19 protein-coding genes are annotated in these 20,854 nt (G+C 36.5%); 16 read left to right on the forward strand and 3 right to left on the reverse strand.

Annotation, left to right across the window (positions count from 1 at the left end; genetic code table 11):
• On the forward strand, positions 1–861 hold the full coding sequence (locus PP182_RS18850) for a prephenate dehydrogenase (protein ID WP_272652823.1): 861 nt from the start codon (positions 1–3) through the stop codon (positions 859–861).
• Positions 861–1,943: a bifunctional 3-deoxy-7-phosphoheptulonate synthase/chorismate mutase type II gene (locus tag PP182_RS18855; protein WP_272652824.1), complete on the forward strand. Its 1,083-nt coding sequence runs from the start codon at positions 861–863 to the stop codon at positions 1,941–1,943. Before PP182_RS18850 ends, PP182_RS18855 begins: the two co-directional genes overlap by 1 nt.
• Positions 1,944–1,976: 33 nt before the next feature.
• Here PP182_RS18855 and PP182_RS18860 read toward each other — a convergent pair whose 3' ends face one another.
• Complete coding sequence (locus tag PP182_RS18860; RefSeq protein WP_272652825.1) at positions 1,977–2,417, reverse strand: hypothetical protein; 441 nt, start codon at positions 2,415–2,417, stop codon at positions 1,977–1,979.
• A gap of 163 nt (positions 2,418–2,580) precedes the next feature.
• Between PP182_RS18860 and rsgA the strand changes: the two genes are divergently transcribed.
• The 13 genes from rsgA (at position 2,581) to PP182_RS18925 (ending at position 17,748) form a co-directional block, all read left to right on the forward strand.
• Positions 2,581–3,534, forward strand: a complete 954-nt coding sequence (gene rsgA / locus PP182_RS18865) for a ribosome small subunit-dependent GTPase A (protein ID WP_272652826.1) — start codon at positions 2,581–2,583, stop codon at positions 3,532–3,534.
• On the forward strand, positions 3,531–3,983 hold the full coding sequence (gene dtd, locus PP182_RS18870) for a D-aminoacyl-tRNA deacylase (protein WP_272652827.1): 453 nt from the start codon (positions 3,531–3,533) through the stop codon (positions 3,981–3,983). The genes rsgA and dtd overlap by 4 nt, the downstream gene beginning before the upstream one ends.
• Before the next feature lie 82 nt (positions 3,984–4,065).
• The gene (locus tag PP182_RS18875) at positions 4,066–5,973 is read left to right on the forward strand and encodes a DUF3857 domain-containing protein (RefSeq protein WP_272652828.1); all 1,908 of its coding nucleotides are present in this window, start codon (positions 4,066–4,068) and stop codon (positions 5,971–5,973) included.
• Positions 5,974–6,002: 29 nt separating this feature from the next.
• Entirely contained in the window at positions 6,003–8,060 is a 2,058-nt protein-coding gene (locus tag PP182_RS18880) for a transglutaminase (RefSeq protein ID WP_272652829.1), read from the forward strand.
• A gap of 71 nt (positions 8,061–8,131) precedes the next feature.
• The gene (locus PP182_RS18885) at positions 8,132–10,111 is read left to right on the forward strand and encodes a DUF3857 domain-containing protein (protein ID WP_272652830.1); all 1,980 of its coding nucleotides are present in this window, start codon (positions 8,132–8,134) and stop codon (positions 10,109–10,111) included.
• Between the two features lie 21 nt (positions 10,112–10,132).
• On the forward strand, positions 10,133–10,459 hold the full coding sequence (locus PP182_RS18890; RefSeq protein ID WP_272652831.1) for a nucleotide pyrophosphohydrolase: 327 nt from the start codon (positions 10,133–10,135) through the stop codon (positions 10,457–10,459).
• Between the two features lie 36 nt (positions 10,460–10,495).
• Positions 10,496–11,725, forward strand: coding sequence for a 3-phosphoshikimate 1-carboxyvinyltransferase (locus PP182_RS18895; RefSeq protein ID WP_272652832.1), 1,230 nt, complete (start codon positions 10,496–10,498; stop codon positions 11,723–11,725).
• A 75-nt stretch (positions 11,726–11,800) separates the two neighbouring features.
• Positions 11,801–12,853 (forward strand): tRNA preQ1(34) S-adenosylmethionine ribosyltransferase-isomerase QueA, encoded by a 1,053-nt coding sequence (queA, locus tag PP182_RS18900; RefSeq protein ID WP_272652833.1) that lies wholly within the window; start codon positions 11,801–11,803, stop codon positions 12,851–12,853.
• A 93-nt stretch (positions 12,854–12,946) separates the two neighbouring features.
• A complete protein-coding gene (gene rlmN, locus PP182_RS18905) occupies positions 12,947–13,984 on the forward strand; it encodes a 23S rRNA (adenine(2503)-C(2))-methyltransferase RlmN (protein WP_272652834.1) in 1,038 nt (345 codons plus the stop codon).
• A 171-nt stretch (positions 13,985–14,155) separates the two neighbouring features.
• A complete protein-coding gene (locus tag PP182_RS18910; RefSeq protein WP_272652835.1) occupies positions 14,156–15,133 on the forward strand; it encodes a polyprenyl synthetase family protein in 978 nt (325 codons plus the stop codon).
• A gap of 121 nt (positions 15,134–15,254) precedes the next feature.
• The gene (locus PP182_RS18915) at positions 15,255–15,818 is read left to right on the forward strand and encodes an RNA polymerase sigma factor (protein WP_272652836.1); all 564 of its coding nucleotides are present in this window, start codon (positions 15,255–15,257) and stop codon (positions 15,816–15,818) included.
• Positions 15,805–16,575, forward strand: a complete 771-nt coding sequence (locus PP182_RS18920) for a hypothetical protein (protein WP_272652837.1) — start codon at positions 15,805–15,807, stop codon at positions 16,573–16,575. The genes PP182_RS18915 and PP182_RS18920 overlap by 14 nt, the downstream gene beginning before the upstream one ends.
• A 93-nt stretch (positions 16,576–16,668) precedes the next feature.
• Complete coding sequence (locus PP182_RS18925; RefSeq protein ID WP_272652838.1) at positions 16,669–17,748, forward strand: hypothetical protein; 1,080 nt, start codon at positions 16,669–16,671, stop codon at positions 17,746–17,748.
• A 60-nt stretch (positions 17,749–17,808) separates the two neighbouring features.
• Here PP182_RS18925 and PP182_RS18930 read toward each other — a convergent pair whose 3' ends face one another.
• Entirely contained in the window at positions 17,809–18,051 is a 243-nt protein-coding gene (locus PP182_RS18930; protein WP_272652839.1) for a zinc-ribbon domain-containing protein, read from the reverse strand.
• Between the two features lie 77 nt (positions 18,052–18,128).
• On the opposite strand from PP182_RS18930, the gene dnaG reads away from it, so the two are divergent.
• Positions 18,129–20,108, forward strand: coding sequence for a DNA primase (gene dnaG / locus PP182_RS18935; protein ID WP_272652840.1), 1,980 nt, complete (start codon positions 18,129–18,131; stop codon positions 20,106–20,108).
• Between the two features lie 73 nt (positions 20,109–20,181).
• Here the strand turns inward: dnaG and PP182_RS18940 are convergent, their stop codons facing one another.
• Positions 20,182–20,811: a response regulator gene (locus tag PP182_RS18940; RefSeq protein ID WP_272652841.1), complete on the reverse strand. Its 630-nt coding sequence runs from the start codon at positions 20,809–20,811 to the stop codon at positions 20,182–20,184.
• Between the last annotated feature and the right edge of the window lie 43 nt (positions 20,812–20,854).

The following is a 20,854-nucleotide window of genomic DNA, read 5'->3' on the forward strand; positions in this document are numbered from 1 at the left end:
ATGAAGGTGTTTGTAGTGGGTATAGGTTTAATAGGTGGTTCCTTTGTAAAGGATATAAAGGCTAATATGCCAGAAACTAAAGTTTTTGGTATAGATGCAAATCCTGAACATATGGAGGAGGCTCAGGCTTTGAACCTCATTGAATATAAAGCGACCTATGATGATCTAAACCAAGCGGACTTCGTTTTTGTAAGCATACCCGTAAATGCCACGGTCGAGGAATTACCCAAGATTTTGGATGCCGTAAACGATGATTGTGTTGTGTGTGATGCCGGTTCCACCAAGGAACTAATCTGTAAAGTATTGGCCGATCATCCTAAAAGAAGAAATTTTTTAGCATGTCACCCAATAGCAGGTACCGAATTCTCGGGACCTTCGGCGGCTATTAATGGTTTGTATAATGGCAAGACCAACATTATTTGCGAGGTGGAAAAGACAGCTTTTAAGTTGCAGGAAAAGGCATTGGAGATTTTTCAATTGTTAGGAATGCGCATTCGCTACATGAATCCCAAGGCACATGATAAGCACATTGCATACGTCTCGCATTTGTCACACATCAGCTCATTTATGTTAGGAAAGACCGTTATCGAAAAAGAAAAAAATGAACGTGATATTTTTGATATGGCCGGGAGTGGATTTGAAAGTACGGTACGTTTGGCCAAAAGTTCGCCAGCGATGTGGGCACCCATTTTTGAGCAGAATAAGGAGAACGTTATCGAAACCTTGAACGAGTACATTCAAAATCTAATGGAATTTAGAGAGCTATTGGAGGAAGATGATTTTGAGGGTATTTATAATGAAATGAACAACACAAATAAAATAAAATCAATTTTAAAGGGAATACCGCTAAATAAAAAGTAATGGAGAATAGTAAAGAAATGAGATCCTGGTTAGACGACATGGCATTGGACCACCCATTGGTAATTGCAGGACCATGTAGTGCTGAAACAGAAGAGCAAGTTTTAAAAATTGCACATGAATTAAAGGATACCGATGTAAATTATTACCGTGCTGGTATTTGGAAACCAAGAACCCGCCCTGGTAATTTTGAGGGAGTGGGCGCCTTAGGCCTTAAATGGTTGAAAAAGGTACGTGAGGAAACTGGATTAAAAACAGCTACCGAAGTTGCGAACAGAGCTCACGTTGAACTGGCACTGGAACATGATGTTGATTTATTATGGATAGGTGCGCGCTCAACGGTGAGTCCGTTCATTATGCAAGAATTGGCAGATGCCTTGGAAGGAACCGATAAAATAGTTCTGGTAAAGAACCCCGTAAATCCTGACTTAGCCCTTTGGTTGGGCGGAATTGAAAGGCTGTACACTGCTGGGATAAAAAAATTAGGAGCCATACATAGAGGTTTTTCTACCTATGAAAAAACGAAATACAGAAATATTCCGGAGTGGCAAATGGCCGTTGAATTCCAGGATAAATTCCCGGATTTACCTTTGATCAACGACCCTTCACATATCACGGGCAAGCGAGATATGATTTTTGATGTTTCCCAAACGGCGTTGGATTTAAATTTTGACGGACTTATGATTGAAACGCATCATGATCCAGATAATGCGTGGAGCGATGCTGCCCAGCAAGTGACGCCCCAAAAATTGATACAGATCATGAAGGATTTAAAAATTAGAAAGGAATCTGACCCTGAAGCGGAATACAATTCAAAATTGAGCAACCTAAGAGCACAGATTGATGTTATTGACAATCAGCTCATAGAAACCTTAGGAAAAAGAATGAAGATTTCCGATGGTATTGGCGAACTTAAAAAAGAAAAAAACGTGGCCGTATTACAATCCAATAGATGGAACCAGATTTTAGGCGCTATGATCTTGGAAGGTGAGACTAAAGGGCTTAGTGAGGAATTTGTTTTGAGAATGTTCAAGGCAATACATCAAGAATCCATCAATCATCAAGAAAAGATTGTGAACGGATAAAATTAAAAGCCCCGGTACAACCGGGGCTTTTAATTATTTTTTAAATATAAATCTGGTTACAAAGATTCCCTGTCCATCTTTTTCGCCAGCATCAGCTTCTACACCACTGGTAACAAATATCAACTCCCATCCTTCTGCAGCCATAGCGGTGAGTTTTGAAGAAATAAGGGCATCATTGGCCGCAATATTTTGAAATCTAATTCCAGCGATATTATAAAAGTTAAGTAGTTTGGTTTCTTCAAAATCCTTTACTCTTATATCTCCTCTTTTAGATTTGTTTCGGGTATTGTCATCGGCAGTTTGTTCGGAAGTATATTCTTCAAAATCTTTTTCTTCCTGTGCATCAATAATTCGGGACCTGCCCAGACCACTGGGGACTATGGATTCAACCGTTGTAATAATTTTGTATTCCTGGGCATGGGTGCCAATCGTTGCTGTTAAGGCTAAAATAAAGGTGACTAGTGCTTTCTTCATGGTTTTTGAATTCTATAAAAAGGATAAAGTGATTACTTTCTAAAATTAAAATAAAAATGTACGACTGTTATATATATAGCAACATATTTAGAAATTCCCTTATGCCTTGGTTTTATTCTAATTCTGAAAGTATTATTGTTTCTTTGTATCAACAAGTATATAAATGGAAGGAACAGTTTATAAATCGACAGGAAGTTGGTATACCGTAAAAGCCACGGATGGATTGTTCTATGAATGTAGAATTAAGGGAAAATTTAGGATAAAAGGCATTAAAAGTACCAACCCAATAGCAGTTGGCGACAAGGTCCATTTTGAACTGGATGATAAAGGCGAGGAGCATGTGGGTGTAATCCATAGTATTGATGACCGTAAAAATTACATTATTCGAAAATCGGTCAATTTGTCCAAGCAAACGCACATCATAGCGGCAAATCTTGATCAGGTGTTTTTGCTGATTACATTAAACAACCCAACGACCTACACCATTTTTATAGATAGATTTTTGGTCACTGCAGAGGCGTACGAAGTTCCCGTGGTTTTAGTCTTTAATAAGATTGATACCTACAACAAGGAAGAAATGGACGAGGTTAAATTTTTAGCAGCACTTTATCGTGAAATAGGGTATACCTGTATTGGTATTTCGGCCAAGACCGGAAAGAATGTTGACAGGATAAAAGAAATGATGACCGGAAAAATTTCAATGTTCGCTGGGCACTCGGGGGTAGGAAAATCCACTTTGATCAATGCAATCGAGCCTAATTTGGATATAAAGACCGCGGAGATATCGGAACAACATTTGCAAGGTCAGCACACCACCACATTTGCAGAAATGTTTGATCTTAGTTTTGAAGCACAAATAATTGACACCCCGGGTATAAAAGGATTTGGGATCGTGGATATGGAGCGGGAGGAAATTGGAGATTACTTTCCAGAACTATTTGAGTTGAAGCAAGACTGTAAGTTCAATAATTGTATTCATTTAGATGAGCCCAAGTGTGCGGTAAAAGATGCATTAGAAGAAGGAAAGGTCTCATACAGTCGATATCGAAGCTATTTGCAAATGATTACCGGGGAGGAAGAGAACTATAGAATAGATATACACGGAGAAAGAAAATGAGAACTATAATTCAACGCGTTTCCAGGGCAAGTGTAACTGTTGATCGTGAGGTGATTTCATCCATGGATAATGGTTTGTTGCTATTATTGGGAATTGAAAATGGGGATGCTCAAGAGGATATGGATTGGCTCATAAGAAAGATAGTAAACCTTCGTATTTTCAATGATGAGGAGGGAGTAATGAACAAGTCCTTGATGGATGTAGGGGGCGATATCATTGTTGTGAGCCAATTTACTTTACATGCTTCTACTAAAAAAGGGAATAGACCCTCATATTTAAAGGCTGCAAAACCCGATGTGGCAATTCCTATTTATGAAAATTTCTTAAAAAAACTGGAAAATGAATTAGGTAAAAAAGTAGGCACTGGTATTTTCGGAGCCGATATGAAAGTAGAGCTAGTTAATGACGGACCTGTTACAATTTTAATAGATACAAAGAACAAGGAATAAAGTTTTTAAACGTTTTTCTTTGTAACTTTTGTAAGAAAAATAATATATTGCCGTTAGTAAATTAGCCTACTTAAACTAACCAATGCAATTGACTTTCCGTATTTTTTTCCTGTTCCTATGTCTAACAGGCACTGCTCAAAATCAAAAATATCAATCTCTTTTATTGGATAGTTCATTGTCCGATAATGCAAATGCCATTGTAAGAATTGATGAAATGAATATTCATTTATCATCTTATAATGAAATGTCCTATGAGGTTAATCAAGTGGTTACTATTCTAAATTCCAAGGGGAATAGCTTTGGAGTTAATAGAGTTGGATATGATAAGGAGAAGAAGATAAAGGACCTAGAGGTATACATATATGATAATCTGGGTAATGAAATAGACCATATAAAAAAGAGGGATTTTGAGGATGTTAGTGTAAATGACGGAATATCGCTGTATAATGATGATAGGATGCTAGTAAATAGATACACTCCTGTTAGTTATCCTTGTACCATAGCCTTGCATTACACTATTGAAACTAGTGATACGGGATTCTTTCCTCAATGGTATTTTGTGTCGGATTATAATGTGAGTGTAGAAGAAAGTAGATACACCATTAATTATAGTGATTATGGTATAAAACCTCAAATTAAAGAATATAACCTAGAAGAAATTCAAGTTTCTAAAAAAGAAAGTGAAGGTATAATCACCTATGAAGCTGCGGATATTAAGGCGTATCGACCAGAGCAAATGGCTCCTTCTTTTTCCAAAATAATCCCAAGACTAAGAGTGCAGCTGAAACAATTTAGTTTAAAAGGTGAAACCGCAGAATTTAATGATTGGAAAGATTTTGGTTTATGGGTCAATAACTCCCTATTAAAAGACAGGTCAAATCTTAATGCGGAGACAACAAGTAAGGTAAAAAGTCTTGTTAGTGGGGTGTCCGATACTTTGGAGCGAGCAAAAATCATCTATAAATATGTTCAGGACAATACGAGGTATATAAGTGTACAGATTGGAATAGGCGGTTGGAAACCGATTAGTGCATTGGATGTCGATAAGGTCAAATACGGTGATTGTAAAGGATTGTCCAACTACACCCGTGCATTACTAAAGGCAGCGGGAGTCGAGTCTTACTACACTGTAATACAAGCTGGGAATGGAAAAATTGATTTTGAACAGGATTTTGCAGGTCTTCAGGGTAACCATGCCATATTAACTATTCCTTACAAAAACGAATATTATTGGATAGACTGTACTTCTCAAGTTCATCCATTTGGGTTTTTGGGTGATTTTACGGACGATAGAAAAGCCTTGGTAGTTAAACCAGAAGGAGGTGAACTTATAAAAACTGCGAGTTACCTTAACGAACAAAATTTCCAGGGAATCAATGGTGAATATATTTTGGATCCCGTAGGCAATATATTAGGTTTTGTTAAAATCTCTACCAAAGGAGTTCAATATGACAATCGCTTTGGGCTGGAAAAAGAATCACCAGAGGATGTGGTCAAATATTATCAAAACACATGGAACAATATCAATAATTTAAAATTGGACGACTACAGTTTTGAAAACGATAAGGACCAAGTTCTGTTTACGGAAACCGTCACTTTCAAAGCTTCCAATTATGCATCGATAAGTGGAAACCGAATCTTATTTTCCGTAAATGCTTTCAATAATAACAGTTTTGTTCCAAATAGGTATAGGAACAGAAAATTTCCTTTTGAGATTACACGAGGTTATTTAGATGAGGATACTCTACTGATTAAATTACCGGACGGGTATAAGATTGAAGCAGTCCCGGAAGCGTTTAACGAAGAAAATGAATTCGGCCATTATAAGGTTAGCTTCGAACCAAAGGAAGAAGGCCATTCAATAGTATATAAAAGAAGCCTATTTATCAAAAATGGATTTTACCCTAAGGAGAAATACGGGGATTACCGTGAGTTTAGAAAAATGACTGCCAAAATGGATAATAGTCAAATAGTACTCGTAAAAAAATAATCGCCTTTAAAAAATTAACCAATCAAACCATGAAAAAAATTAAGAATTCAATATCCATTACCTTACTATTATTTGGTCTTTGCTTAAATGCACAGGACTATAAGTTTGGAAAAGTATCCAAAGAGGAACTGGAAGAAAAATATTATCCAAAGGATTCTTCCGCCGCTGCAGTTGTTCTGTATAGAAATGAAAGAATATGGTTCCAGTATTATCAAAAATCAGGATTTCAGGTAGTTACCAATGTACATGAAAGAATAAAAATTTATAATAAGGATGGTTTTGATTATGCTACAAAAGCGGAGCAATTATATAAGAATGGCACCGACGCTGAAAACCTTTCAGGTCTAAAGGCATTTACATACAATCTGGTCGATGATAAGATTGTAAAGGATAAACTGGAAAAGTCAGGACAGTTTCAAACCTCTTTGAACAAATATAGAAATGAAGAAAAATTCACATTACCCAATATAAAAGAAGGAAGCGTGGTTGAATACGAATATGAAATCCATTCCCCTTTTTATTACAATATAGCCGAGATTGCGCTACAGTATGATATACCGATAAAAAAGGAGGAAATAAGTATCGCTACACCTGAATATTTTGTATTTAAGCCTTTTATGAAAGGATATCTAATGATTCAGCCAAAATATAGCACAAACAGCGGTACTATAAATATCCAATCAAAAAGTAGGTCTCAATCGGTTCGTAATATACAAAATACCAAGTATTCCAATAGTCAAATTGATTATAAGGTAAATACTGTTCAATATAACGTGGAGCATGTTCCGGCATTAAAAGAAGAACCCTATGTAAATTACATGGATAATTATAGGAGTGCAGTAAAATATGAGCTACAATATGTGAAATTTCCCAACGCACCAATAAAGAGTTATACCTCTACATGGGAAAGTGTTATTAAGAACATTTATAAGAGTGAGAGTTTTGGAGGACAGTTAAAAGGAAACCGTTTTTTCAATGAAGAATTGGAGAAACTTAAGAATGCGAGTAGCTCCCAATCTGAATTGGCATTATCTATTTTTAAGCATATACAGGAAAGGATGACCTGGAACAAATATTTTGGATATTATGTTGATAAGGGAATTAAAGATGCATATAAGGAGAGAACAGGAAATATTGCAGATATTAATTTGTTATTACTTGCTATTCTACAAGAAGCAGGTTTGGAAGCTAATCCGGTGTTGATTAGTACGCGAAGTAATGGTGTGCCTCTTTTTCCTACAATGGAAGGTTTTAATTATGTAATTGCTTCGGTTCAGTTAGGAGAGGGCACAGTTCTCTTGGATGCCTCTAACAAATATACCAAGCCTAATTTACTGCCTACTAGAGCCTTGAATTGGTTAGGTAGGTTAATAAAAAAGGATGAAACTTATGAAACAATAAATTTATCACCTCAGAGCATTTCTGCGGAGAATACTGTAATGATGGTAGACCTTTCATCCGAAGGCAAGTTGAATGGCAAATTACGCAAGGTTTACAATGAGTATAATGCCTACCAATTTAGAAATACAAACATTGCAATTTCTGAAGATTCTTATCTGGAAAAACTTGAAAATCGAAATCATGGTATGGAAATTTCTGATTATAGAATAAAGAACAAAAAGACGGTAGGAAAACCTATTACTGAGAGCTATGCCTTTAATTTGGACAATCAGGTTGACGTAATAAATGACAAGATTTATTTTTCTCCCATGTTCTTTATGGCAACCGAAGAGAACCCTTTCAAACTAAACGAAAGAAACTATCCCGTTGATTTTTCTTATCCTTGGCAAGAAAAGTACATCATCAACGTAAATATTCCGGAAGGTTATCATCTTCTTTCGAAACCTAAAGATATAAGCCTGGTAATGCCAAACAATATGGGGTCCTTCAAATATCAAATAATGCTTAGGGGGACAAGCTTACAGTTAAGTGTGGATTTAATGATGAACCAGGCCGTTGTCGGTACTGAACAATATGGAGGCTTAAAAGAACTCTATAGTAAAGTTGTTGAAAAGCAGGTGGAGAAAGTTGTTCTAACCAAAGTCATAGGTGAAACATCAATTAATGAACTTAAGGAGGGAAAATAAGCCTGCAAACGATTTAAATAGTTAAAAGGTTCTTCTTAACCATGGAATAGTCCATTTTAAAATTAAATGCTATGTCAGTTATCAATAAAATATTCTTCGCAATTTGTACTTTCTTAATGGTTGTATCCATTTCGTTTGCACAAAATAGCGTTGAATTTGGAAGGCTTTCCAATGTTGATTTAAATTTTAATTCTTACGAAAAAGATAGTTTGGCCGACGCCGTTTATTTATACGAATACGGGGATAATTATTTTGAGGTAAGAGATAATAGAATTTGGCTAATTACAAAATACCATGCTAAAATCAAAGTTTTAACCTTGGAAGGGATTGATCAATCCATAATTGAAGTGCCTTATTACCATACTGATAAAAGTACCGAGAAAATCAATGATTTGAAGGCTCTTACACATAATTCAGGGATTTCCATGGGAGTTAAAAAAAGTGAAATTTTTGATATTGATGTCAGTGAGAATTGGTCAGAAAAAAGATTTACATTTCCTAATGTCAAGGTTGGGTCAATTTTGGAATATACTTATGAGATTCAGTCTCCATTTCATTTTAATCTTAAAGGGTGGGATTTTCAATCGGATATACCCAAAATCTATTCGGAATATAATGCAAGGATACCAGGTAATTGGGTTTACAACAGGGCCTTGATAGGAGAAAGGAAGCTGGATTTTAATGAGGCAAAGGTGAAAAAATATTGTTTTTCGATTCCGGGAGGAACGAACGAGGCCAGTTGCGAAGTTTTAAAATATATCATGAAGGATATTCCTGCATATGAAGAATCTGAAGAGTTCATGTTATCCTCAAATAATTATAAGTCTAGATTGGAATTTGAATTATCTGAATACAAAATGTTTAGGGGAGGTACTGAAAAGTTTACAAAAACATGGAAAGATGTGGATACAGAATTTAAAACCGATAAGGATATTGGAAGTCAGTTAAGGAAAAGGAATTTCTTTGAAAAAAATGTGGACCCTACATTGTTTACAGTTGGAGAACCATTAGATAGGGCAAAAAAGATTTATTCGTTTGTCCAGAATCATTTTACTTGGAACGAAAAGTACGGTATATGGCATAATAACAGGGTTAAGGATGCCTTTGAGGAAAAAAGTGGCAATGTTGCTGAAATCAACATTGCACTGATTAATTTGTTGAATGCCAGGGGATTTAACGCCAATATAATGCTTATGGCAACTCGAAAAAGAGGACTTCCTAAAAAAACCCATCCGGTAATGACAGACTTCAACTATATAGTGGCAAAAGTGGATATTGATGGGGTTACTTATTTGTTGGATGCAACGGAAAGGAATCTGCCTTTTGGGATGTTACCTTATCGTTGTTTAAATTATTATGGGCGAGTAATGGATTTTGATAAGGAAAGCTATTGGTATGATATAATACCGGAGGGGAGAAACAATCAAAGTGTTAGGATGCAGATAAAATTAAATCCTAAAGAAAGAAAAATGGAAGGGATTCTAGATTTAATTAATTCTGGTTATCAAAGTGTATCCCGACGGGATTTGTTGGAATCTATGAGCCGTGAAAAATACCTTGAAGAATTTGAAAAAACTATTGGTAATGAGTTTTACGTTAATTCATATGCTATTAAGGATGAATACTCCGGCGAAAAAAAATTAGTGGAGCGTTTTGAATTTGATGTTGAGGAAGGATTTCAAGCATCCAATATCTATTTAAACCCTTTCTTATTTAAATTTTTTGACAAAAACCCTTTTTTAAGTACAAGAAGAAGCTACCCCATTGATTTCGGCTTTATAAGAAATTATGAATATTTTCTTAATGTTGAGGTTCCGAAGGGTTATAGGTTAAAAGAATTACCTAAGTCCAAAAATATAGCTTTACCCGATAATCTTGGAGCGATAAAATTTAACATTAATGAAAATGCTTCAGGAACAATTAACATGGTATTTAGCTTTGCTTTAAATTCAACCCATTTTGACAGTCAAAATTTTGAAATGATTAGAGATTTTTTTAGTGAAGGAGTCGATATACAAACACATTCTTTAATAGTTTTGGAGAAAATATAACAGGTCTTAAATACGGGTATAATGAACATAGAAAATGCACAACAAGCCGTAGATAAATGGATTAAGGAGCATGGAGTACGATATTTTAACGAGCTGACCAATATGGCGCAACTTACTGAAGAGGTGGGGGAGGTCGCTCGAATCATCGCCAGAAGGTACGGGGAACAAAGCGAAAAGGAATCGGACAAAACTAAGGACCTTGGTGAGGAATTGGCAGATGTATTGTTTGTTCTGCTTTGTTTGGCCAATCAAACAGGTATAGATTTACAACAGGCTTTTGACAATAAGTTAGATTTGAAAACAAAGCGTGATCATGACCGTCACCACAATAATAAAAAGCTGAAATAGTACTATCTTTGGGGTTCGTTTATAATAGCAATTACCTTGAAAATTCACCTTTCCGGACCAAATAATAAATTACTCGCAGCGACTATAAAAATAACAGGTTCAAAGAGCGAATCTAATCGTTCTTTGTTGTTGTCCGCCCTGTATCCAGGAATTGAAATTAAAAATCTTTCCAATTCCGATGATGCCCAAGTCATGGAAAAAGGATTAAGAATAAAGGAAGGTACTGTGGATATTCATCATGCGGGTACGGCCATGCGTTTTCTTACGGGTTATTTCGCCGCTTTAGAAGGAAGTGATATTGTACTTACGGGTTCAAAAAGAATGACGGAGAGGCCCATTCGTATTCTGGTTGACGCATTAAAAGAATTAGGTGCGGATATCTCATATGTCAAAGCAGCGGGGTATCCACCTTTACGTATAAAAGGTAAAAAACTTGTAAGAAACAAAGTGAGCCTACCTGCTAATGTTAGCAGTCAATATATTTCTTCCCTGCTATTGATTGCTCCTAGTCTGAAAAATGGTTTAGAACTGGAATTGGTTGGTAAAATAACCTCCGTCCCCTATATAAAAATGACTTTGGGATTATTGTCCGAAATAGGAGTTCAGAGCAGTTTTGAAGGAAATCTTATTAAGGTAGAAACAAAAAGCGACGTAAACTCAACTACTCTGGTAGTGGAATCCGATTGGAGTTCAGCTTCCTATTTTTATAGCATAGTGGCACTTTCTAAAGTAGGGACGGAAATTATACTTTCTGCCTATAAGGAAAACAGTCTTCAGGGAGACAGTGTTCTACAGGAAGTTTATAAAGACTTTGGAGTAGAAACCTCATTTGGAGAAAATCAAATTGCGATAAAAAAAATTGCTGAAGCTTCCCAGTCAAAAATCCAATGCGATTTGGCAAACGCTCCGGATATAGCCCAAACAATTGCAGTTACATGTTTTGGCTTAGGTTTAAGTTGTCATTTAGTTGGCTTACATACATTAAAAATAAAGGAGACAGATAGGTTGGAGGCCTTACATACAGAATTAACCAAATTAGGTGCCGATATTTCAGTCACGGACAAATCACTCACTTTAAATATTACTAATGCTATTAATATGGATGTGGCTATAGATACCTATAATGACCATAGAATGGCAATGGCCTTTGCTCCATTGGCCATGAGGACCTCCATTGTAATAAATGATGCTATGGTGGTTACCAAGTCCTATCCAGATTTTTGGAGCGACTTACAAAAACTTCAATTTCAGGTAAAGGAATTATAATTCGTCATTTACTTGACAACCCCCTATTGCGGATTGTATATTTGCAGCCGCAAAATGCTTCATAAAAAGAAATAGATGAAATTATCCAATTTTAGTTTTGAACTTCCAAAGGAATTATTGGCAGAGCATCCATCAGAAAATAGGGATGAATCCAAGTTAATGGTCGTACATGCCGGTACCGGTAAGATTGAACATAAGATGTTCAAGGACATGATCGATTATTTTGATGAAGGTGATGTAATGGTACTTAACAATACAAAGGTATTTCCTGCTCGTTTGTTCGGAAATAAAGAAAAAACAGGTGCTCGCATTGAGGTGTTTTTGTTGAGGGAACTTAATGAAGAACAACGCCTGTGGGACGTTTTGGTTGACCCAGCGCGTAAGATTAGAATAGGGAACAAACTATATTTTGGAGAAGACGAAAGTTTAGTGGCCGAGGTAATAGACAATACAACTTCCCGGGGTAGGACCTTGAGGTTTTTGTATGATGGGGCCTATTTGGATTTCAGAAGAAAACTTCGGGAGCTTGGCGAAACACCACTTCCCAAATATATTAAAAGGGAAGTTGAGCCAGAAGATGAACAGCGATACCAAACAATTTATGCGAAGCATGAAGGAGCGGTGGCTGCCCCTACTGCCGGTCTTCATTTTTCCAAACATCTTTTAAAAAGACTTGAGATAAAAGGTATAGATTTTGCCGAACTAACACTCCACGTGGGGCTAGGGACTTTTAATCCGGTCGAAGTAGAAGATCTTTCCAAGCACAAAATGGATAGTGAGGAATTAGTTATAGAAGAGAAGGCAACAGAGGTTGTAAACAACGCTATAATAGAAAAGAGAAGAATTTGTGCGGTAGGCACAACAGCTATGAGAGGTCTGGAAAGTGCTGTATCTTCCAATCATACGTTGAATACTTTTGAGGGGTGGACGAATAAGTTTATTTTTCCTCCTTATGAATTTAGTATTGCCAACGCTATGATAACTAATTTTCACTTGCCAAAATCAACCTTGCTGATGATGGTTTCGGCATTCATGGGTCATGATTTAATGAAAAAAGCATACAAGGAGGCGATTTTGGAAGGCTATAGGTTCTATTCCTATGGTGATGCTATGTTGATTTTGAGATAATTACAATGACCTTCTTAAGAGAAGGAAAATATATAGATCCCGCTTTGTCATTATATTGAAAAGCGGGATTTTTTATAGCTATATTACTGTCGGATGAAAGCTAAGAAGGACATACGGGCATTAACTAGAGACCAATTAAGGGAGTTTTTCGTATCTAACGGAGACAAAGCTTTTCGAGGCAATCAGGTATACGAGTGGTTATGGCAAAAATCGGCCCATTCCTTTGATGTAATGACCAATCTTTCCAAGGCGACACGTGATATGTTAGCGGATAATTTTGTAATCAACCATATTAGGGTTGATCAAATGCAGAGAAGCTCGGACGGTACAATTAAGAATGCAGTTCGGTTACATGACGATTTAATTGTGGAGTCGGTACTTATCCCAACGAAAACAAGGACTACCGCCTGTGTGTCCAGCCAGGTTGGGTGTAGTTTGGATTGTAAGTTTTGTGCAACGGCAAGATTAAAGAGAATGCGCAATCTAAATCCGGACGAAATCTATGATCAAGTAGTTGCTATAGACAATGAAAGTCGTTTATATTTTGAAAGACCGCTAAGCAATATTGTTTTTATGGGAATGGGAGAACCCTTGATGAATTATAACAATGTACTTAAAGCCATTGAAAAAATTACGTCTCCAGAAGGATTGGGCATGTCTCCAAAAAGAATAACGGTATCAACGTCCGGTGTTCCTAAATTGATAAAAAAAATGGCAGATGATGCCGTGAAGTTTAAATTGGCGGTTTCACTGCATTCCGCCATAGACGAAACTAGGACTTCTATTATGCCTTTTAATGCAACCTTCACATTGTCAGATTTAAGGGAAGCTTTGGTTTATTGGTACCAGAAAACAAATAGCCGTATTACCTATGAATATGTGGTTTGGGAAGGAATCAACGATAAAAGGGAAGATGTTGACGCTTTAGTCGATTTCTGTAGGTTTGCGCCCTCAAAAGTTAATCTGATAGAATATAATCCAATAGATGATGGTCAATTTAAACAAGCATCCAAAAAGGCCATAGAGATGTATGTAGATCAACTTGAAAAAAACGGAATTACGGTAACGGTAAGACGTTCTCGGGGAAAAGATATAGACGCTGCCTGTGGGCAACTGGCTAATAAGTCCTAAGGGCTGAATTTGAATTGGTGCGGCTTATTATCCAGGGTGGTCGGAGCCTATCCATTTATCGATACCATTTGGCTTAAAACTAAAAAAATTCTCCTATCAACTAATATCTAAGCTACGAATTACTGTACACTGGTCACTTTTCCCTAATTTTGAAAGTCTAAGCCAAACTGCTTGAAAATTGTATCTCAAATAAAGGAGCCGGTAAACCGGGAAATGGAACTTTTTGAATCCAAATTCCGGGAGTCCATGACTTCACAAGTTGCGCTACTTAATAGAATTACGTATTACATCGTCAATAGGAAAGGAAAACAAATGCGACCTATGTTTGTGTTCCTTACAGCCAAATTGTTGAATGATGGAGAGGTCAATGAGCGTACCTACCGCGGGGCTTCCGTCATAGAATTGATACATACCGCTACTTTGGTACATGACGATGTTGTGGATGAAAGTGACAAGCGAAGGGGGTTTTTCTCAATCAATGCATTATGGAAGAATAAGATTGCTGTTTTAGTAGGGGACTATCTTCTGTCAAAGGGCCTTCTTCTTTCAATTGACAATGGTGATTTTGATTTACTACGGATTATATCAGTTGCTGTTCGCGAAATGAGCGAAGGAGAACTTTTACAGATTGAGAAGGCCAGAAGATTGGATATCACCGAGGAGGTCTATTATGATATCATTCGACAAAAAACGGCAACCTTAATTGCCGCATGTTGTGGTTTAGGCGCTTGTTCCGTTAAACCTGATAGTAATGATGTAGAAACCTTCCGGAAATTTGGGGAATTGTGCGGCATGGCATTCCAAATAAAGGACGATTTATTTGATTATGGAGAAGAGAAAATAGGAAAACCTACTGGGATAGACATCAAGGAACAAAAAATGACACTACCGTTAATCTATGCCTTGAATAACTGCTCTAAAAAAGAAAAAAGCTGGTTGATAAACTCCATTAAGAACCACAATAAAAATAAAAAGCGGGTCAAAGAGGTAATTGCTTTTGTGAAAAAAATTGGTGGACTGGATTACGCGGTTACCAAAATGCTAGCGTTTAAAGATGAGGCGCTATACTTGCTCAACACCTACCCCAAATCCGATTACAAGGACGCTCTAGAACTTATGGTGAATTACGTTGTGGAGCGTAAAAAATAATTTTTCTCTTTATTTTTACCACATAAATTATTGATTTATAGTTTATTAAATAATATTTTCGATTACTAGGCAACTATAACGTATCTCTATGCGTCTATATAAATAGAAGACCTTAAAAGATTTGAAGATTATACCTTTTTATAAAAACGAACGGCAACTTATAAAGAAAGCCATTGATGGGAACAGGGAAGCCCAAAAGACTTTATATGCCAAACATGCCCCTAAAATGTTGGGTGTTTGTAGGCAGTATGTAAAGGATATTCACTTTGCTGAAGATGTAATGATACAGGGATTCGTGAAAATGTTCAATCATCTAGAGTCGTTTAAATTTCAGGGAAGTTTTGAAGGATGGGTTAGGAGAATTATGATTCGGGAGAGTATCTCCTTTCTTAGAAAGCAGCAATTTGTTGTGTACGATGATGGGATTTTTGAAAACAATCAAGGCTCTTACTCTGGACTAACAACAGAAATGGATACGGAGCATATTCAACAACTCATAGATGCCCTGCCACAAGGATATAAAATGGTTTTTGTTCTATATACCATAGAGGGATATAAGCATCAGGAAATTGCAGATATGTTGGACATCTCGGAAAGCACTTCCAAATCACAACTGTTTAAGGCGAGAAAAATTCTTAAAGAAAATTTACAGAAACAAAATATCATCGGTTATGGAACCAGATAAATTCGAAAAGTACATTAAAAACAAGATGGGAGAACGGGAAATTTCCCCTTCGGATGAAGCATGGGATAAAATTTCCAGTCAGCTTAATAGCTCAAAAAAAGAAAGTAAGCCTAAGTACTTCTGGATGGGGATTGCAGCCAGTTTATTGATTTTGGTAAGTCTTTCCTTATTTTATTTTAATTCATCGAATGAAATTGAGGGTGTAGAAAATAATAAAGTGGTAAATACCGAAGATTCCGATTCCAATGACAAAATTAAAGAGGAAGATAGAACCATCAATTTGGTCAAGGAAGCTCCGGATGCTGTTGTAATGGAAAAGGAAACTGAAAAAGGCACTGTCAACTCCAAAAGTGAAGGCAACGGTTTACTACCAAAGCTGGATTTGGTTCAAGAGGATTTAAGCGACACCAATTCTTTGGCAACAAATACAGATAGAATAGAACTACCGGAAAAAACATTAGAGCTTGTACTGCCAAAAGATATTTTAAATGCCAAAATTGCTGAGGTCATTGCACAGGTAGATGCTATTGAAGCAAATGGAAAGGTATCCGATGGGGAAGTAGATTCTTTATTGTTAAATGCCCAAAAAGATATTCTAAGGGAAAAGCTTTTCAATCAAGATAGAACCGTTAATGCCATGGCTTTGTTAACGGAGGTTGAGGATGAACTTGATCAATCCTTCCGAGACCAAATTTTTGAATCGCTCAAAGCCGGTTTTCTAAAAGTAAGGACTGCTGTCGCGGACCGAAATAATTAATAATCAATACCATTTAAATCACCTTAAGCTCCATAATTTACTATGGGGAGTGGGACTGGAGTTTTATTCATCAAAAATCAAAATCAATTAAAAATGAGAACAATTACAACATTTGCCTTATTATTTTTCACTTTGTTCGTAGTGAATTCATTAAGTGCTCAAGAGGAATACGAAAAAAAAATTGAAGCGTTAAAGAGTCAAAAAATAAAAATTACCGAACAAGAAAAAGGTGCTTTAAAGTATGAAGTTGCCGATATTAATGAGCGCCTTGAAGATGGACTAATATCCATAGAGGAAGCTAAAACATTAAAAGAAGCTGCGGCTGAAAAACGAGCTTTAAATATAGAGAATAGGTTAATGATTATTGATAACCAAATTGCTCTTTTGGAAAGAAATGAGGGTGTGCTATTAACCGATATTAAAGTAGATTCCGTTGAGGAAGGACAAATCCGAATTGGCATCGATATCGGGGGTAAGCCTGCTGAGAGTTTTATTTTTAATTCTAAGCCCTGGAAAAGGGAAATAAAATATGATCGCAGAACTTACTCTGATTTTGTGCTTGCGGTTGGCTTAAATAATGCAATTATAGATGGGCAATCCTTGGACGAATCGCCTTATAAGATTGGGGGTAGTCGTTTTTTTGAAATGGGCTGGCAATGGCGTACCCGCGTTTTTCGGAACACAAATTTTCTAAGATTGAATTATGGTTTTTCGTTTCAGTTCAATGGACTTAAGATTAAGGACAACCAATATTTTGTGTTAAATGATGAAGGGAATGCAGAACTACAGGATTTTGACTTAGAACTGCAAAAAGCGAAGTTTAGAATGGATAATCTTGTTTTTCCTATTCATCTGGAATTCGGTCCATCAAAACTTAAGAAGACGGAAAAGACCATGAGATATTCGTTGCACAATCAGTTTCGCTTGGGAATAGGTGCTTACGGTGGTTTTAACCTGGGAACCCGACAAAAACTTAAGTATAACCAAAATGGGGATGGTGTAAAGGATAAATTGAAGCGGGACTATAATACCAATGATTTAATCTACGGACTAAGTGCTTATGCAGGTTTTGACGGTGTGCTGCTATATTTAAAATATGATTTAAACCCTATTTTTAATAATGCAGATATTGAGCAAAGAAATGTATCCCTAGGATTGAGGTTTGATCTTTAAGAATTAAGTTTTTTGTTTATTTGAGTTAGTAAGGACATATCCAGAAAAGGTATGTCCTTTTTAATTTTCAATGGCGGTGCTCATTGCTTCACTAAATTCTTCCGGGTAAAAGACCCGTTTGCAGTGACTGCACTCCACTACTTTGGATGAGGAAATTTTAAAGAGCTTTATCCAAAATAGGTGAAAGTAGTTCGAGGAAATAAAGGCATTTAGGGTACTGGTTTGGTTACAGTATGGACAAGAAACACCATCGAGGGATTTCGTTTCGGATTTGCCAGGTCGTGTTCCAAAGAAAAGAATCATTATTTTCCCTTATTTTCACCAAATGTACTAATTTTAAAGGCTATTTACGCTCGTAGTCCATTGATGAAAATAGAAGGATGATTTCCAAAACCACCATAGACCAAGTATATGAAACTGTTCGTTTAGAGGAGGTAATTGGAGATTTTGTACAACTAAAAAAATCTGGTTCCAACTTTAAGGGCCTTAGTCCGTTTTCAGATGAGCGTACACCAAGCTTTATGGTTTCCCCAGTGAAACAGATCTGGAAAGACTTTAGCAGTGGAAAAGGAGGGAATGTGGTCGCTTTTTTAATGGAGCATGAGCATTTTACCTATCCTGAGGCCATAAAATATTTGGCGAAAAAATATAATATTGAAATAGAGGAGACAGAGCAATCCAATGAGCAAAAGGAGCAGGCCAATGAACGCGAAAGTATGTATTTGGTGTCCGAATATGCCGCGAAATATTTTGGGGATATTTTATGGACTTCAGAATTGGGCAAGGCTATAGGTCTTAGTTATTTTAAGGAACGTGGGTTTACGGATGAGACCATTGAAAAATTTGGTCTGGGATACTGTCTCGATCAATGGGACGGATTTACTAAGGCGGCCTTAGACAAAGGTTATAAATTGGATTATCTTGAAAAAACTGGACTGACGATTGTAAAAGAAGATCAAAACAATCCAAATAACCCCAGAAAGTTTGATCGTTTCAAAGGTAGGGTGATGTTTCCTATACACTCCTTGAGTGGAAGGGTCTTGGGGTTTGGAGGTCGTATTCTTACGAATGAAAAAAAGGCCGCCAAATATTTAAATTCGCCCGAAAGTGAAATTTACCATAAAAGTAAGGTGCTTTATGGTATTTACTTTGCAAAGCAAGCCATTGCCAAAGAGGATAATTGCTATTTGGTAGAAGGTTATACGGATGTAATTCAATTTTATCAAAGAGGAATACAAAATGTCGTTTCCTCGAGCGGAACTGCCTTGACGCCGGAACAGATTCGTTTAATAAACCGTTTGACCAAAAATATCACAGTTCTTTTTGATGGTGACGCAGCTGGGTTAAGAGCTTCATTACGTGGTATAGATTTGATTTTGGAGCAGGGGATGAATGTTAGAGTATGCACCTTTCCAGAAGGTGAGGACCCGGACAGTTTTGCCAAAAACAATGATCTGGAAGAGGTTGAAAGCTATCTAAAGGAGAATTCCAAGGATTTTATTCAGTTTAAAGCATCACTATTGATTAAGGAAGCTTCGAACGATCCAATAAAAAGAGCCGATACGGTACGGGATATAGTCAATAGTATTTCTAAGATACCAGATCGTATTAAAAAGGAAATATACGTACAGGAATGTGCCCAAATAATGAATGTCTCTGAAAATGTCCTTTTTAGTACATTGGCGCAAATAGGTAAAAAAAATCAAGCGGATGCCATTAAGAAAGAAAGACAGGAACAAAAGGCTTTCGATGTGGTTAGGAATGAACCCGTCAGTGAGAAGGTAGATGTGCAATATGAATTAGAGCGAAAAATTATTGAAAGTCTTTTGCTTTATGGTGATCAAAAGGAAGAGTTTGAAGACCTTATTTTAAAGGAAAATGAGAGTGGTGACCTAGTTCTGGAACCAGAATCGTTAGAAATAAAGGTTTATGAAAAAGTGTATTTGGATTTACAAGAAGATGAAATAGAGCTAGCAAACACAAATTTTAGGGATGTATATTATAAATTGATTGCTTCTTTGAATGAAAGCGAGGAATTTAAAGTAAGTGACTTTATTGCCGAGTTAGAACAGGATATGGCTAATGAAGTGTCTTCTATCTTAATGGAGGAGGAACGCTATACGTTAGATAATTGGGAACGGAAGGATATTTATCCCAAGACTAAAGGTATTGGGGTCGCTCAATTGGTCAGTGAAACAATTCTTACATTAAGGTGCTACTTAATCAAGAAAAGAATGCAATCATTACAGCATGAAACAGAGAATGGGCGAGTTGATAATAAGGAAATATTGGAGGAGATTATGAACTATTTACAATTGAATAAATTGTTGAACCAAAAGTTAAATAGGGTTCTCACCTAGTACATTCGTAACCACTTTAAAAAATAAAAGACCCGCAATTGCGGGTCTTTTATTTTTATTTTAAAAAGGATTTTTAATATAGCTCCAATGCTTTTGCCTGTTGCAATAGATCTACCATATTATCTACATTAAGCTTTTTCATTAATCGTGCTTTGTAGGTACTCACGGTTTTCTCATTAAGGTTTAATCCTTGAGCAACCTCTTTGTTACGTTTACCACTGGCAAGCAGTTTTAATACTTCAACTTCTCTAGTGGATAATTTTCTGAAGAACCTTCTTGGTTTTTTTGTTCCTTCGTCAAAGGCCAGTCTTTGGGCCAATTCATTGGTAATGAACATACTACCTTCACTAACTTTGTTAACCGCCGATAAAATATAATCCACGCCAGAAGATTTGGATAAGTATCCAAATGCACCTGCCCTAATAGCACTTAGCGCATAGACGTCCTCGGATTGTCCGCTGTACATCAGCACTTTTACGTTGGGATATTCTTTTTTAATTTTTCTTAAAGCGGCTATTCCATTCATCTCAGGAATATCCATTTCAAGCATTACAACATCGGGGGTTACATTCTGTAGTTTTTTGAAAAGCTCTTCAGTGGTGGCAACATCGTCCACCATTTCAAAACCAGATGCGGATTCCAATACATTCCTAACACCCATACGGATTATAGGATGATTATCCGCAATTAAAACTTTTATCATTATGTTGATTTTTCAAGATAGTTTAGGCCATTTCTCTATGTGA

Origin of the sequence: Maribacter sp. PR1 (assembly GCF_028464145.1) — a bacterium.
GTDB lineage: Bacteria > Bacteroidota > Bacteroidia > Flavobacteriales > Flavobacteriaceae > Maribacter.